Origin of the sequence: Tahibacter aquaticus (assembly GCF_004363655.1) — a bacterium.
GTDB lineage: Bacteria > Pseudomonadota > Gammaproteobacteria > Xanthomonadales > Rhodanobacteraceae > Tahibacter > Tahibacter aquaticus.
In genome coordinates this window covers 89,249-102,900 of the sequence record NZ_SNZH01000019.1, presented here as the reverse complement: position 1 = coordinate 102,900, position 13,652 = coordinate 89,249, and the positions used below count along the sequence as shown (strand labels likewise).

Here is a 13,652-nt window from a genome sequence, read left to right as displayed (position 1 = left end):
GGCCATTTCGACGCCTGCTCCGCATATTCACTTTTCACCTTGCAGAAGTTTCCAACGTGGTGTGAGTTGAATGACGTGCGAAGCCGGCGACTGACCGAGCCAAGCCTACCAATGAATATCCGCCACCTCCGCCGTGCGTCGCGGCGGCTTTTCGCGAGCGGTATCGCTGGCCAGCTCGCGGAACAGCTGCACGGCGATGCGGCGGGCCTGCTGGCGGATTTCCGGGATGGCGGTGGATTCCCAGTCGCGGCCGCGGCACAGCGCGCCCAGGGTCCATAGACGCTGGTCTGGTGCAAGGCGCCCGTCTTTGTCGGCGTGCAGGCCCAGGCCCAGCCGGTCGGGCGTGGCCAAGCCCCGCTGCAGCAGCGAGCGCACCAGTCCATGGGTAGTGCTGCGCGCTTCGGTGTCCATGCCTACGCATTGCAGTACCAGGTCATAGCTGGCCACTTGCACGCTGTCGTGGCGCGGCGCCTGGGTCCAGGCCAGGATAGGGCGGTTCTGCTTGCCTGCACGGAAGGACTGGATGCGCCCGGCCTGGGTTTCGATACGCCGGTCGGCCTGCAGTTCGAGCATGCGCCGTGCCACTTGCGGTGGCATGCGGTGACGGCCGATTTCCCAGATGCCGCGCAGATGGCGCAGGAAACGGCGGCGATCGACCTCGCCCAGCGACTGCCACAGCTGTGGCGTGGCATGGCGCAGGCTGTCGACCACGCTGCGCCAGTCATCGGCTTCGTCGCAGGCACTGCGCACCAGCCGGGTCCAGCTGCGCAGATCCGGATGTTCGCGCAGGTCTTCCAGCAATTCGTTGAGACCTTCAGCCGGCAGTTGTGCGTCGCGCACGTGCGCGGCAGGCAGACGGCCGCGGCGTGACAGCAGGGTTACCCGCACCTGCGGCCAGCGCTCGGTCACGCTCAGAGCCAGGTCGACCGCGGACAGACCGGAGCCGACAATGAGTACTTTGCGCAATTTATCGAATGGCAAGGTGTTGGCCGACAGCCACTGCCACGGATCGAGCACGTAGCGGCCGGCTTCGATCAAGGCGTCGCAGGCTTGAGGCAGCGCGCGCGCTGGCAGGGCACCGGTGGCGACGACGACGATGTCGGCGTGATTGGGATAGCCGGTGGAGTCGGTCAGCACATAGCCGCCGCCGGCGGCGGGGGCGATGCTGTCGATCTCGGTGCGCAGGCGCGAGGCGCGGATACCGCGGAAGGAAGCTCCTTCGAAGGCGCGCGAGACGCGGGCTTCCAGATAGTCGCCGTAGAGCCGGCGCGGCAGGAAGTCGCCGCCGCGGGCATTCGGCAGGTGCTGGCGGGCGAAATCGAGGAACTCGGTCGGCTCGGCCGAGTTGAGCCCCATCGCGGTGGCACGCACGTTGAGCAGGTGCTCGTCCACCGGCGTCGCATAGGCCACCCCGCGGCTGCCGCCGCGGCGGCCCGAATACCAGTGCAGTTCGGCGGGCATGCCGACGCCGTGTTCCAGCAGTTCCGTGATGACAAACGCGGCAGCAGCGCCGCCGCCGACAATGGCAACCTTCGTACCCATGGCTGAGTTTCCTTGAAGCGATATGAGCGAATCGGCTGGCGTGCAGCGGTCCGTCGCCGTATGGGAGGTATCTCGCCATTTCGCTGGTTAAACGGTTGCTAAATGATTGTCGATTTGTGGGCGGTGGGTCATCGCGGGTGTTTGTTTCGATATGAGGTTTTGGGGAGGACGAGGCGGTCGTTGTTTGGGTGCCTGGCGGCGCGTTTCGCGCGCCGTGGGCGCGCGACCAAGGAGGAGATGCTTGTCCATCCCCTCCTTGGATTCTCCCAGGACACCCCGGATGCCGCGGTTGAAGGCCATCCATGGCGTGCCACTGCGTGAGGGCCGTTACGGCGGTCGACGCACGGGACATCCTGTCCCCTGCGAGGGCCACAGCAGAATCACAGGCAACGGCAACGGCAAAGTTATTGCGCGGCAATAACCAGAAAGAGACGTGGCTTGGCCGTGAACCGCAGGCGAACCCCAATATCGAGGTCTTTCGCCAACGAAAACCTAATGCCGAAAGGATGTCGAACGGGACATCGATAGGCCGTATCTTTGGGCCCCGCGTCTTCTGCCCAAAAGAAAGGCGCCGCACTAAGGCGGCGCCTGGGTTCTCGGTCGCGCGGCGGGCTGCCGCTATGCCTGCACGCGTGCCGGATAGATCAGGCGTTCGATGGCCATGGGCAGGTAGCGCCGTGCGAATTCGGGGCGTAGGGGTTCCAGCACGGCCATGGCGCGGCGGCAGTCCTCATCGCCGGGGGCATACACGAACAGGAAGCCGCCGCCGCGGCGGGCAAGCTTGAGATCGTCGTCGATGTAGCCGGCTTCGGTGCCTACGGCCTTGGAGATCTGGATTTTCAATTTGTCCAGAAAGCTGGCGTCGTCGAGGGATTCGAGCTGGTCGACGACGAAGCTGCCGGTGGCGGATTTGACTTCGTCTTCGGCGAACCCCTGCAACAGCAGTTCACGTTCCGCGACGAGTGCGTTTTCGATGCTGTCGAAACCCGCCACGATGTAGTGACGCGGGTAGAACATGCCGAAGGAGTGGTCGCCTTCCTTGAAGAATTCCCAGTGCGATTTCATGGTTGCCTCCTGTCGCCGGACGGTCAGGGCGCGGCGAAGTGGTTGCGGCCCGTTCATGCGCGGATTGCGCGTGGCGCGGGGCTCAGCGGTTTTCTTCCTGGTAGCGCGCGAACTCTTCGGCATCGAGTTTGCCGTCGCTGTTCTGGTCCAGACGGGCGAATTTGCCGGCCAGTTCGTTGCCGGCGGGTACTTCGGATTTGTCGATGAAGCCGTCGTGGTTGAGGTCGAGCTGGGCCAGCGAAGCCATGCCGGTATTGGGCGGATCCAGCCGCTGCGTGGCGGGGGGCGTCGCCGGAGCCGGTGTCTGCGCGACGGCGCTGCCCAGGCCGGCGGCCAGCAGCACGGCGGTAGCCAGGCGGAACGAGGGCGAGTAGGGCGTGGGCATGACAGCTACCTCTGGCGCAATGTGGGTAGGCACTGCGTCGCAGGTGTCGTGCCAGTCTGAGCGGCAGGAGTGGGTGATGGCGTGGCGCCAAGCGCCATGCGGGCTGGCGCGGCGAAACCGCTTGCGCCGCAAGCGAGGTTTACTGCGCAGAATGCAAGCCAACGCGCCCGTGTCGGGCGCGTTGCATCAACGAGCTCAGCGGCGTTTCGGCGGCGGCTTGCGCGGTCCGGAACGCTGTACATCGCCGCCGCGGAAACCCTCGGGCGCGTCGTCGGCCTTGGTGATGCGCAGTTGCTGGCCGGATACCCAGACTTTTTTCAGGTGCTTGAACACATCGCCGGGCATGCCTTCGGGCAGGTCGATCAGGCTGTGGTCGTCGCGGATGTCGATGCGGCCGATGTTGGCGCTGTCCAGTCCGGCTTCGTTGGCGATGGCGCCGACGATGTTGGCGGGCTTGACGCCATGGGAATGACCGACCTCGATGCGGAAGGTTTCCATGCCCTGTTCCTGCCGGCGCGCCTTGTCCTTGCGCGGCGAGCGTTCGCTGGCGGAGGCGGCGGAATCGCGCGGGGCAGGCTGGTCGAGGCGTTCGATGCGGTGGGCGGGTTCGCTGCCGGGTTCGCCGCGTGGCGTGTCATGCCGCGGTGCGTCGTGCCGTGCTGCGGCGTGTTCGGTAGGGGGAACCGCTGGTGGTGCGGCCTGTTCGGTGCGCGGCGCCGGCGTGGCAGTGTGTTCGCTGCGCGGGGTTTCGTGCCGGGGCGTGGCGTGTTCGTGGCGCGGTGTAGCGTGTTCGTTGCGTGGATACGCGGGCCGCGGCGTGGCATGTTCGTTGCGCACCGCCGAGCTGCGTGGTGCGGTGTCGGCGTTGGGATAGCGCGGACGAGGGCCGCTGGCGTTGGAGCCGTCGCGGTCGCGCCGGTCGGTGCGCTGGCCGTAGCGCGAATCGCTGCCGGCTTCGCGGGCGGGACGCTCGTTCCACTTCTCGCGTTCGTTGCGCTCGAATTTCTTTTCCGGTTCCAGCAGTAGCGGCGAGTCGCCCTGGGCCAGGCGTGCCAGTGCGGCGGCGATTTCCACGGCCGGCACGTCGTGCTCGGTTTCGTATTGCTCGATCAGCTGCTGGAACAGTTCCAGTCCGCCGGCGGCGCGGGTATCGGTGATGCGCTGCTTGAAGCGCGAGATGCGCTGGTCATTCACTGCCTCGACCGTGGGCAGCTGCATCTGTTCGATAGGCTGGCGCGTGGCGCGCTCGATCGCGCGCAGCATGCCGCGCTCGCGCGGGGCCACGAACAGGATCGCGTCGCCGCTGCGGCCGGCGCGGCCGGTGCGGCCGATGCGGTGCACGTAGGCTTCGGTGTCGTAGGGAATGTCGAAATTCAGCACGTGGCTGATGCGCTCTACGTCGAGGCCGCGCGCGGCTACGTCGGTGGCAACCAGGATGTCGATCTGGCCGTCCTTGAGGCGCTGGATGGTGCGTTCGCGCTGCTGCTGCTGAATGTCGCCGTTGATCGCTGCGGCGGCCAGCCCCCTTGCCGCGAGTTTCTCGGCCAGTTCTTCGGTGGCCGCCTTGGTGCGGGCGAAGATGATCATGGCGTCGAACGGCTCGGCTTCGAGGATGCGGGTCAGTGCTTCGAGCTTGTGCAGGCCGCTGACCGCCCAGTAGCGCTGGCGGATATTCGTCGCGGTGGTGGTCTTGGCCTTGATCGTGACTTCGACCGGGTCTTTCAGATGGGTTTGCGCGATGCGCCGGATCGGTGCCGGCATGGTGGCCGAGAACAGTGCGATCTGTCGCGTCGGCGGGGTTTTCAGCAGCACGGCCTCGACGTCGTCGACGAAGCCCATGCGCAGCATTTCGTCGGCTTCGTCCAGTACCAGACAGGCCAGCTTGGAAATATCCAGGGTGCCGCGATTGAGATGGTCGATCACGCGGCCCGGCGTACCGACCACGACTTGTACACCGCGGCGCAGCGCCTGCAGCTGCGGGCCGTAGCCCTGGCCGCCGTAGATCGGCAGGATCTGGAAGCCGGGCAGGTGCGCGGCGTATTTCTGGAAGGCTTCGGCGACCTGTATGGCCAGCTCGCGCGTGGGACACAGCACCAGCGCCTGGGGGTAGTGCTTGGCCGGATCGATCTTGGCCAGGATGGGCAAGGCGAAGGCAGCGGTCTTGCCAGTACCGGTCTGGGCCTGGCCCAGCACGTCACGGCCTTCCAGCAGCGGCGGAATCGTCGCCGCCTGGATAGGCGATGGCGATTCGTAGCCGACCTCGTCCAGGGCCTTGAGCACGGCCGCGGGCAGGTTCAGCTCGCGGAAGGTCAGGGAGGGCGGAGAGGTGTCGGAAGGCTCGGTCATAGGGGGGCTGGCGATAGGTGGGGCGGCCTATTGTCGCTTAAGAAGCTAGGAATTGCTCGAAACACTTGCATTTTGCCGCCGGCGCAGGCTGGGTTTCTGCGAAAAATGCGATAAAAGATAAAATGTTCAAGAGTCGCGCGGTATGGCGCGTTTGCCGCCGCGGAGGTTTGCCGGCGCGACACGTTTCCGCTGTTTTGCCCACTCAGGAGCACTCATGACCGCAGTATTCAGCACGACCGGCGGTACTGTCGTCGGCCAGATCGGCATGACCATGGCATCCATCGCCTATGCCCCGGACCAGGCCACTATCGTCAGCCTGCTGGCCGATACCGGCCTGGCGACCCAGGGCAATTGGTCGCTGGTCTGGTATGCGAGCGATACCGGCAACCAGGTGTTCGTCGCCCAGGACAAGACCAGCGGCCAATTCTGCGTGGCGATCCGTGGCTCGGTCAGCAATCCCAAGTCCAAGGCGTTCTGGATCGACTGGTTTGGCCAGGATCTGAGCGTGTTCCGGTCGGCGCTGTGGCCTTACGACGGTGCGCCGGACGGCGCGCGCGTCTCGCGGGGCTCGCTGCAGGGGTTGGGCAGTCTGCTTACGCTGAAGAATGCAGCCGGGCAGGATCTGGTCAGCTTTCTGCGCGCCAATGCCGACCGGCCGTACCTCACGGCCGTGGTCGGACACAGCCTGGGCGGTGCGTTGGCGACCATGCTGGCCGCCTATCTGCACCAGGAATTCTCGCCGGGGCAGAACGTGCTGGATTTCTGGCCGGTGACCTTTGCCGGGCCTACCGCCGGCAACGAGGTATTCGCTGGCTGGCTGGAAAGCCAGTTCGCCATGACCAACAGCCGTTACTACAACGTCGACGACGTGGTGCCGCATGCGTTTGCGGCGCTGGACTGGATTCGCCAGTCCTTTCCCGGCAACCCCAGCCTGCCGCTGGCCCTGGTGCCGCTACTCGACGGCATCAGGGGAGTGCTGGACCTGGAACACATCGACTACACCCAGCCCGGCAACGGCGTGCCGCTGCAGGGCACGATCGACCTCAACGACGACTGGTTCGTCGAAGCCGGGCTGCAGCACAGCGGCGAGACCTATCTGGCTTTGCTGGGCGCTCCGCTGGTCGACAACGGCAGCTGAGGCATGGCTGCGGACATGTGGAAATAGCTGCGTTGCGAATTTTCCGCGTGTGCCGCAGTCGTGGCGGGCCGCGCAAGGCGCGATGAGCATAGCGAATTGCGCCGGCGAATCATCGGGCAGAGCGTCAAACCTGACGCGGCGATGGTGCAATTCGCGTTCGCTCGTCGCACCCTGCGAACGCGCAGCTGGACATGCAGGCGCGGTGTACCTGGGTAGGGTGCGACAAGCACAGTGAATTGCGCCGCTAGCGACGCCACTGCGGCTTCAGGCCGTACGCAGTACCAGCACGACCGCGCCGATCAGCAGCAGTAGTTCCAGCCCGGCGACCGCCAGCACGGTGTTGCCGGGTGCGCCGTAGGCGAGCAGGCCGGCGCCGCGGTACAGCACCAGGCCGGCATACAGAAACAGCGAAAACATCAATGCCGCACGCTGCATGGGCACACCGGCGTAGACGGCCCAGGCGTAGAACGCGGCCAGGCCCAGCTCCAGCCCACCGTAGACGGTCAGGAATTCGATCCGGCCTGGCGTATCCAGGCTGAAGCCCAGCGCCGCGGCAATGCGCGCAGGCGCAATGCTGGTGGCCAGGGCAAACACCGCATACAGCGCGGCGTTGAGCAGCAGGTAGATGACGAGCATGGCGGTTTCCGCAGCGGCCGGTGATGCAACGATTCTGCCCAGTGCCGGCGTGCAGGCCGTGTGGAGCCAGTGGCCTGCAATGGATGAATCGGTTGCGAGTTCACGAAGGACCGGTTGCGCGGGACGCTGCTGCGGAGCGAGGCCAATCGCCGAAGCCGTTGGCCCAGCGAGCAGCAAGTCCTGCGCGGCCAGCATGAGTGAGCGGCTATCGATTTGCCCGGTACAGGGTATTAGTCCTTGCCGACGGTTTTCGACTGCCAGGCCGCCAGTTCCTCGCGCGCAGCGGCAAAATCGCGGCGGAAGTCGTCCTGCTGGCGCAGCTCGGCCGCAATCACGCTGGCGGCGATGCTGCCGGCCTCGATGTCGCTGGGGTAATGCACGCCGATGACGAGGCGGCCGCGGGCAAAGCGGTCGGCGCGCTCGAAGATCGGCCGGCGCTGCGCCGGCAGCAGGTCGGCCAGCACGATCGCGTACAGCCGCGCCAGGGCGCCGTGGCCGCTGGGGTAGGTCGCCCCGTCGGGACGCATCTGCGGCTGTATTGCACTGGAGGCAACGAAGGGGCGAGGGCGGTTCCAGTGGTCCTTGACCGGATTGACTACGGCACCGATGGAGCGGGTCAGCCGTTCGAACAGCTGCGCGGTGTGCGGCAGGCTGGCGGCCGTAAAGCCGTCGCCGAGAGCGTCGGCGAAACGAAATACCGAGGCTTGGGCGTCGGCCTTGGCCAGTTCCAGCTCGGCTTCGCTGCGCGAATGCTGCAGGGCCAGCAGTTGCGCCAGGTCTTCCTTGTCCGCGGCCGATCCGGCGGCTGGTGGCGGCGGCAGCAGGGTGACCAGGTCGATGCGCTGGGCGAGGGCATACGGTGCGGGCGCTTCCAGGGCGAGCGCGCTGGTGGCCAGCAGCAGAAGAATGACGAGGCTTTGCCAACGGCGATGCAGCAGCGTTGCGGTCACGGCACGGTCCTGGGCGATTGCGGGCGCGCAGTGTGCCATGGGCCAAGCCGCTCTTGCGGGCGGAATCGGCCCTCTTTGCCCAGGCTTGAACTGACTACACTGCGCCACCGCCTGCCACGTGCGTATCGCCATGCCCGCTGCCGAACTGCCTGCCGATCTGCGCCTGACCCTGCCGCAGGCGCGCCTGCTGCACCTGGCGGCCCAGGGACTGCTGGCACCGCCGCGGGCCAAGGCGACGCCGGCACGTCTGGTCGCGGCAATCGCCCGGATGCAGCTGCTGCAGATCGATACCATCCATGTGGTGGCGCGCAGTCCGTACCTGACCTTGTTCTCGCGCCTGGGCAGCTATCCGGCGGAGTGGCTGGAAAAGGCCCTGGCGCAAGGGCGCATCTTCGAAACCTGGGCACATGAAGCCTGTTTTGCGCCAATGGCCGATGTCGATCTGCATGCGGCGTTCCGCCCGGCGCGCCTGCAGCACTGGGCCATGCGCCATGCGCAGCGCGTACGCACCTCGCACCGGCGCGAGACCGACGACCTGCTCGCGCATGTGGCCGAGCGCGGCGCGGTGCGCTCGGCCGATTTCGCCCGCCAGGAAGGCCCGCCGGGTGGCGGCTGGTGGGGCTGGAAGGCGGAAAAACGCTGGCTGGAGGCCTTGTTCGGCACTGGCGAGCTAATGGTCAGCCGGCGCGATAATTTTCAACGTGTATACGATTTGCGCGAACGCGTGCTGGCGCGGGCGCAGCGCTATCGGGTCGGGCAGGTGGCGCTGGATGCAGAGCGGATCAAGCAGGAATGGGTGGCGCGCTCGATCAAGGCACTGGGCGTGACACCGGCGCGCTGGGTGGCGGACTATTTCCGCCTGGGCCGGCAGATCACGCCGGCAGAGCTGGCGCCGCTGCTGGCGCGCGGCGAAATTTTTGCCGTCAGCGTCGAAGGCTGGGACAAGCCGGGCTATGTACACGCCGAACACGCGGCGCTGGCCCAGCGTGCGGCCAGGGGCCGGCTGCGGGCGACGCACAGCACGCTGCTGTCGCCGTTCGATCCGCTGGTCTGGGATCGCGACCGTGCGTCGGCCCTGTTCGGTTTCGACTATCGCATCGAGTGCTATACGCCCGAAGCCAAACGCCGCTACGGCTATTTCGTGCTGCCGCTGCTGCAGCGCGGTCGCCTGGCTGGCCGGCTGGACGCCAAGGCACACCGCAAGGAAGGCGTGTTCGAGGTCAAGGCGATTTTCCTCGAAGACGGCGTTGTGCCAGACGAGACCTTGCTGGCCGACCTGGCCCAGGCGATACGCCAATGCGCCGACTGGCACGGCACGCCCACCGTGCGCCTGGGACGCAGCGAGCCCAAGGGCGTTGCTGCGCGGCTGAAGAAATGCCTGTAGCGCCCGCACTCCTGCCGGGCGGGCAAAAGAGAAAGGTGGCCTTGGGAAAAATGCCGCCTAGAACAGATCGAAGCGCAGCCCGTCGCGTTCGTTGTCCCAGATCGTGCTGACTACCCACCAGCGCCGGCCGTCGTGGAACAGCTGGATGGAATTGGCGCCACGCTTGAGCACGATGTCCGAATCCGGGGCCGGCCGGGCCACGTAGCGGCTCCAGACATGGGCGACTTGGCCGAAACGTTCGATGCGGCTGGCCGTCTCGACTTCGAAGAAGGCATTTGCGGCAAAGAACGGACTGACGTTGGCGATGTATTCCTCCACGCCGAAGGATTCGGCGCGGGGGCTGCCGTCGGCGTCGATGACGGTGCGCAGGCTGCGTGCCTCGGGCCGGTGCAGGGCGCGGAAGCGGTCCCAGTCGCGTGCGGCGCCGGCCGCGCCGGAAATACAGGCATAGATGGCCGGTACCAGGGTCTCGATCTGCGCAGCGTCGCGCTCTGCCTGTTCGTGTTGCATGGGAGCCTGCTTTTTCAACGGCGGTGCTGCAGCCTCGTCGGCCTGCACGCGGCTACCCAGTGCAGGAAGTCGTGGTGGCGTTGCGCCAGTGGCCGGACCATGCCGCGCCGCTCGACGACGGCACAGCGCCGCAGGAAGCGTAAGCTGCGCCAGCCAACGACGGCACGGATCGGCAAGGAGCGTAAGCATGGTTGTGTTAGCGAAGTTTGGCGGTTTCCTGGTGCTGGGGCTGGGTTCGGTAATGGTGCTTGCCGCTGCCGACGGCCCCCAGCTGCGCAAGCAGCGCCTGCCGGCGAAGGCTTCTGTCGGTGCGCAGGCCTTGCCCGGCGCGCAGTTCGAGTTTTCCTGCCATCCGGCGCGCGACGGCGCGCTGAGCATCAGTCTGATCCTGGCCCAGCCCGATAGCCTGAAGGGCTTTGCGCTGGACGTGTTCGAAGGCCCCGACGGTGCCGGCGAACAGCGCGATCTGGCGCAATGGAGCGTCGATACCCGTGGCGATGGCATCAACGTCAAGGGACCGATCAGCGGCTGGTATGGCGTGGACGGCGACGGTTTCGTGCTGTCGCGCGCAGAGCCGAACAACCGCGCCGGTGCCTTGCACCAGCTCGGCAAGGTTTTGGCCGACACTCAGGCCAGGCGGCTGCGCCTTGCGGTGTCGCCGCCGACGGCAGGAGCGCCGCTGCAGGCCGAAGTGCTGCTCGACGGCCAGCAGACTGCGCTGGCCGAGCTGCTCAAGCCTTGCCTGAAGCCTTGAGCGGCTCAACGCACGCGGAAATATTGCCAGTGCTGTACCTGCGGCTTGCCGTCGATATCGCCTTCGATGCGCGCGTCAATGCCGTCATTGCCACGACGCTCGTAGATGATGCGCTGGGGAAAATCGTGGCCCGGGTTTTCGGCGCGGAAGCTTTCTGCGTCGCTGGCGGTCAGGCTGAATTCGGTCGGCGCTGCCCCACCGGGCTGGGCGATATACAGCAGTTTTCCGCCGCGCTGTTCCAGCCGGGCGAACTCGAAGAACGGCTTCTTGCCCCCGCTGGTGCGGCTCATGCCGGTCATCAGCCCGTCGGCCGGGGCCAGCCAGACTTCCTCGGTCGTGGTCTGGCCACCGCGTGTCTGCCAATGGCCAGCCAGCCAGGCCGGCAGTTCCAGGGCCAGGGCAGGGCTGCCGAACAACAGGGCGAAGGTGGCGGCGAGACGGCGCATGGGTGGATCTCCGTGGCGGGAGCCCCATGCTAGCGCAGTAGGTGCAGTGGGACTTTTGGCTTTTGACCCCGCCGCCTGCGGCGCGTAGTCTGCCGCGCCGGGGTGCAGTCACTGATGCGTATTACATTTGTACTCGAAGCCGAGGACATTGCGCGGTTCCACGCAGCGCTGGCGCGGGCCGAACGCCTGGCCGACTGCATGGACGAGTGCGAGGTCGTCGATACGGCCAAGGAAGCACTGAACACCTTGCCGCTGGCCAGTGCGCCGCGCTATGTGCGTCAGCGCCTGGTCTGCGTGCAGCAGATGATCCTGATGCTGGAAGACGAGGCTTGGTGCCTGCCTGGCGACGAGCGCCGCGAAGTGCTGCGCACGCTGATCTATTTTGCCGATCCGGAAGACCTGATTCCCGACGAAGTGGCGGTGATCGGCCTGCTCGACGACGCCATCATGCTGGAGCTGCTGCTGCGCCGCCTGCGCCATGTGATCGATGCCTACATGGACTTCTGCAGCTATCGGCGCAGCCTGGAAGAAACCGCGGTTCCCGCCGGACGGCGCGAATTCAGTGTGTTGCTGGCGCGCCGCCGCGACGCGCTGCGCGAGCGTATGCGCCGCCGCATCGCGCGGGTGGAAGCGGTGCGCCAACTGGCCGGGCCCGAGGCCGGCACCGGCGCCTGAAGGCGGCCGGCTGGTCCGCGACCGCAGCGCAAGATGACGCGCCGCGGTTCGGCCGCTACCATTCGCGGCCTTTGACCTGCCAGGTAGCGCCATGATCGCCGAGAACAACAAAGTCGTGAGTTTCCACTACACCGTCACCGGCGAGGACGGCGAAACCGTCGACAGTTCGCGCGTGCGTGCAGAGCCGCTGTCTATCCTGCTCGGCCACGGCAATATCATTCCGGGCCTGGAAAAGGCGCTGCAGGGCAAGTCCGCCGGTGACAAGTTCGAAACCGAAGTGGCCTGCGACGAGGCCTACGGCCCGCGCAACCAGGAAGCCCAGCAGCGGGTGCCGAAGAAGTACTTCGCCGGCGCGCAGAAGCTCAAGGTCGGCGACGTCACGGTGCTGAGCCTGAAGCAGGGCGGCCAGCGCATGGTCACGGTGGTGAAGGTGGGCATGACCACGATCGATGTGGATCTGAACCACCCGCTGGCCGGCCAGAATCTCAAGTTCGACGTCGAAGTGGTCGGCGTGCGCGATGCGGAGGAAGTCGAACTGCAGCATCGTCATGCCCATGGTGCGGGCGGCCACGAGCACGCCTGAGCTGGCGCACTGCAGCGGACGAAAATCGATGCTGCCGCGGAACTGGCGGCAGCGGATTCATGTTTCCTGGCGCCACAGCGTCTGAACATTCCCGCGGTCTTTCACGGCTGATGTGCTGCTGCGCTGCCGTCGTCGACGGCTGATGTGCGCTTGCGGCGCATCGGCCATGGCGCTGCCGCAAGCTATCTCTAGCGGATCAGCCGCTTGGCGCCGGAGTAGTGCTGGCGCCAGTAATCGCCGTCGAGCGCGTCCAGGCGCACCGTGCCACCGCTGCTGGGGGCATGTACGAAGCGGCCTTCGCCGACATAGATGCCGATATGGCTGACGCTGCCGCCGTCGCGGAAGAACACCAGGTCGCCGGCGATCAGCTTGCTGCGCGCGACGGAGGGGGCGTCGAGCCGGTCGATGTCGGCCGAACTGCGCGGCAGGCGTGCCCCGGCGATGTCGCGGAAAACGTAGCCGATCAGCCCACTGCAGTCGAAACCGCCTTCGGGCGTATTGCCGCCGTAGCGATAAGGCGTGCCGACCAGGCTGATGGCGCGGAACAGGATGTCGTTGGCGCTGGCATCGACGCGCGGAGCGGCAATCGCGCTGCGCCGCGGTGCGCTGGCGCCACAGCCGGCCAGCAGCAGGCCAGCCAGCAGGATCAGGCAGAGCCGCGAGCTCACGGCGCCACCGCCGCCGGTTGCAGACGTTGCAAGCCACTGTCGCGCAAGCGTTGCCACGGAAACAGCGGTCCGGGATCGCGCTTGCGCCGCACCTTCAGGCTGGCGTTGTCGCTGGCCGGCACTTCGGTCGTGTCCAGCTCTTCGTGGCCGGCGATCCAGCGCAGGCTGGGGTAGTCGTGGCGCAGTTGCTGCAGCAGCAGCAGCAGGGCGTCGATCTGCGCCGCGGTATACGGCTCGTCCATCTGCTGCTGGCGCGAGTCGAGCCAGTCGGGCCAGCGCCCGCGGTTGCTCAGTTCGATACCGATGGAGCGGGGGTTGTAGCCACGCGTGTGATGGGCGATGCGTTCGGCAGCTACGTAGCGGTGCACGCTGCCGTCGTAGTCGATGTAGTAGTGGCCGCTGTTGCCGGTGCCGGAGGCATAGATCGCCTGCTCGCCGTAACGGCGGGCGGTGGCCAGGTCCGGCAGCTCGGTGCAGTGAATGACGACGAGATCGATGCTGCTGGCGGCACGCGACTCCAGCTGGGTCACGTAGGGCAGGGGATGATCGTTGATGGCGAGCGCAGGCATG

15 protein-coding genes are annotated in these 13,652 nt (G+C 66.6%); 5 read left to right on the top strand and 10 right to left on the bottom strand.

Annotation, left to right across the window (positions count from 1 at the left end):
* Positions 1–105 precede the first annotated feature (105 nt).
* The 4 genes from DFR29_RS24580 to DFR29_RS24565 all read right to left on the bottom strand — a co-directional run bounded on the left by DFR29_RS24580 (position 106) and on the right by DFR29_RS24565 (position 5,338).
* A complete protein-coding gene (locus DFR29_RS24580; protein ID WP_133821296.1) occupies positions 106–1,542 on the bottom strand; it encodes an FAD/NAD(P)-binding protein in 1,437 nt (478 codons plus the stop codon).
* A gap of 618 nt (positions 1,543–2,160) precedes the next feature.
* Complete coding sequence (locus tag DFR29_RS24575; protein WP_133821295.1) at positions 2,161–2,607, bottom strand: hypothetical protein; 447 nt, start codon at positions 2,605–2,607, stop codon at positions 2,161–2,163.
* A gap of 82 nt (positions 2,608–2,689) precedes the next feature.
* Positions 2,690–2,992: an EF-hand domain-containing protein gene (locus DFR29_RS24570; protein ID WP_133821294.1), complete on the bottom strand. Its 303-nt coding sequence runs from the start codon at positions 2,990–2,992 to the stop codon at positions 2,690–2,692.
* A gap of 195 nt (positions 2,993–3,187) precedes the next feature.
* On the bottom strand, positions 3,188–5,338 hold the full coding sequence (locus DFR29_RS24565) for a DEAD/DEAH box helicase (RefSeq protein ID WP_133821293.1): 2,151 nt from the start codon (positions 5,336–5,338) through the stop codon (positions 3,188–3,190).
* Positions 5,339–5,552: 214 nt separating this feature from the next.
* On the opposite strand from DFR29_RS24565, the gene DFR29_RS24560 reads away from it, so the two are divergent.
* Positions 5,553–6,476, top strand: coding sequence for a lipase family protein (locus DFR29_RS24560; protein WP_166654316.1), 924 nt, complete (start codon positions 5,553–5,555; stop codon positions 6,474–6,476).
* Positions 6,477–6,740: 264 nt separating this feature from the next.
* On the opposite strand, the gene DFR29_RS24555 is transcribed toward DFR29_RS24560, so the two are convergent.
* Positions 6,741–7,112: a DUF4345 domain-containing protein gene (locus DFR29_RS24555; protein WP_133821291.1), complete on the bottom strand. Its 372-nt coding sequence runs from the start codon at positions 7,110–7,112 to the stop codon at positions 6,741–6,743.
* Between the two features lie 230 nt (positions 7,113–7,342).
* Positions 7,343–8,062 (bottom strand): acid phosphatase, encoded by a 720-nt coding sequence (locus DFR29_RS24550; RefSeq protein ID WP_166654315.1) that lies wholly within the window; start codon positions 8,060–8,062, stop codon positions 7,343–7,345.
* Positions 8,063–8,192: 130 nt separating this feature from the next.
* On the opposite strand from DFR29_RS24550, the gene DFR29_RS24545 reads away from it, so the two are divergent.
* Complete coding sequence (locus tag DFR29_RS24545; RefSeq protein WP_133821289.1) at positions 8,193–9,446, top strand: winged helix-turn-helix domain-containing protein; 1,254 nt, start codon at positions 8,193–8,195, stop codon at positions 9,444–9,446.
* 57 nt (positions 9,447–9,503) lie between these two features.
* Here DFR29_RS24545 and DFR29_RS24540 read toward each other — a convergent pair whose 3' ends face one another.
* Positions 9,504–9,956, bottom strand: coding sequence for a hypothetical protein (locus tag DFR29_RS24540; protein WP_133821288.1), 453 nt, complete (start codon positions 9,954–9,956; stop codon positions 9,504–9,506).
* Positions 9,957–10,143: 187 nt separating this feature from the next.
* Here DFR29_RS24540 and DFR29_RS24535 point away from each other — a divergent pair, with 187 nt between their 5' ends.
* Complete coding sequence (locus DFR29_RS24535) at positions 10,144–10,710, top strand: hypothetical protein (RefSeq protein ID WP_133821287.1); 567 nt, start codon at positions 10,144–10,146, stop codon at positions 10,708–10,710.
* A gap of 5 nt (positions 10,711–10,715) precedes the next feature.
* Here the strand turns inward: DFR29_RS24535 and DFR29_RS24530 are convergent, their stop codons facing one another.
* A complete protein-coding gene (locus DFR29_RS24530) occupies positions 10,716–11,156 on the bottom strand; it encodes a DUF6265 family protein (RefSeq protein ID WP_133821286.1) in 441 nt (146 codons plus the stop codon).
* A gap of 114 nt (positions 11,157–11,270) precedes the next feature.
* On the opposite strand from DFR29_RS24530, the gene DFR29_RS24525 reads away from it, so the two are divergent.
* Both DFR29_RS24525 and DFR29_RS24520 read left to right on the top strand, forming a co-directional pair.
* Complete coding sequence (locus DFR29_RS24525; RefSeq protein WP_133821285.1) at positions 11,271–11,831, top strand: DUF1232 domain-containing protein; 561 nt, start codon at positions 11,271–11,273, stop codon at positions 11,829–11,831.
* Between the two features lie 91 nt (positions 11,832–11,922).
* The gene (locus tag DFR29_RS24520; RefSeq protein WP_133821284.1) at positions 11,923–12,414 is read left to right on the top strand and encodes an FKBP-type peptidyl-prolyl cis-trans isomerase; all 492 of its coding nucleotides are present in this window, start codon (positions 11,923–11,925) and stop codon (positions 12,412–12,414) included.
* Between the two features lie 188 nt (positions 12,415–12,602).
* Here DFR29_RS24520 and DFR29_RS24515 read toward each other — a convergent pair whose 3' ends face one another.
* Both DFR29_RS24515 and DFR29_RS24510 read right to left on the bottom strand, forming a co-directional pair.
* A complete protein-coding gene (locus DFR29_RS24515; protein WP_133821283.1) occupies positions 12,603–13,082 on the bottom strand; it encodes a C40 family peptidase in 480 nt (159 codons plus the stop codon).
* Positions 13,079–13,651: an N-acetylmuramoyl-L-alanine amidase gene (locus tag DFR29_RS24510; RefSeq protein ID WP_208113707.1), complete on the bottom strand. Its 573-nt coding sequence runs from the start codon at positions 13,649–13,651 to the stop codon at positions 13,079–13,081. The genes DFR29_RS24515 and DFR29_RS24510 overlap by 4 nt, the downstream gene beginning before the upstream one ends.
* Position 13,652: the final 1 nt, after the last annotated feature.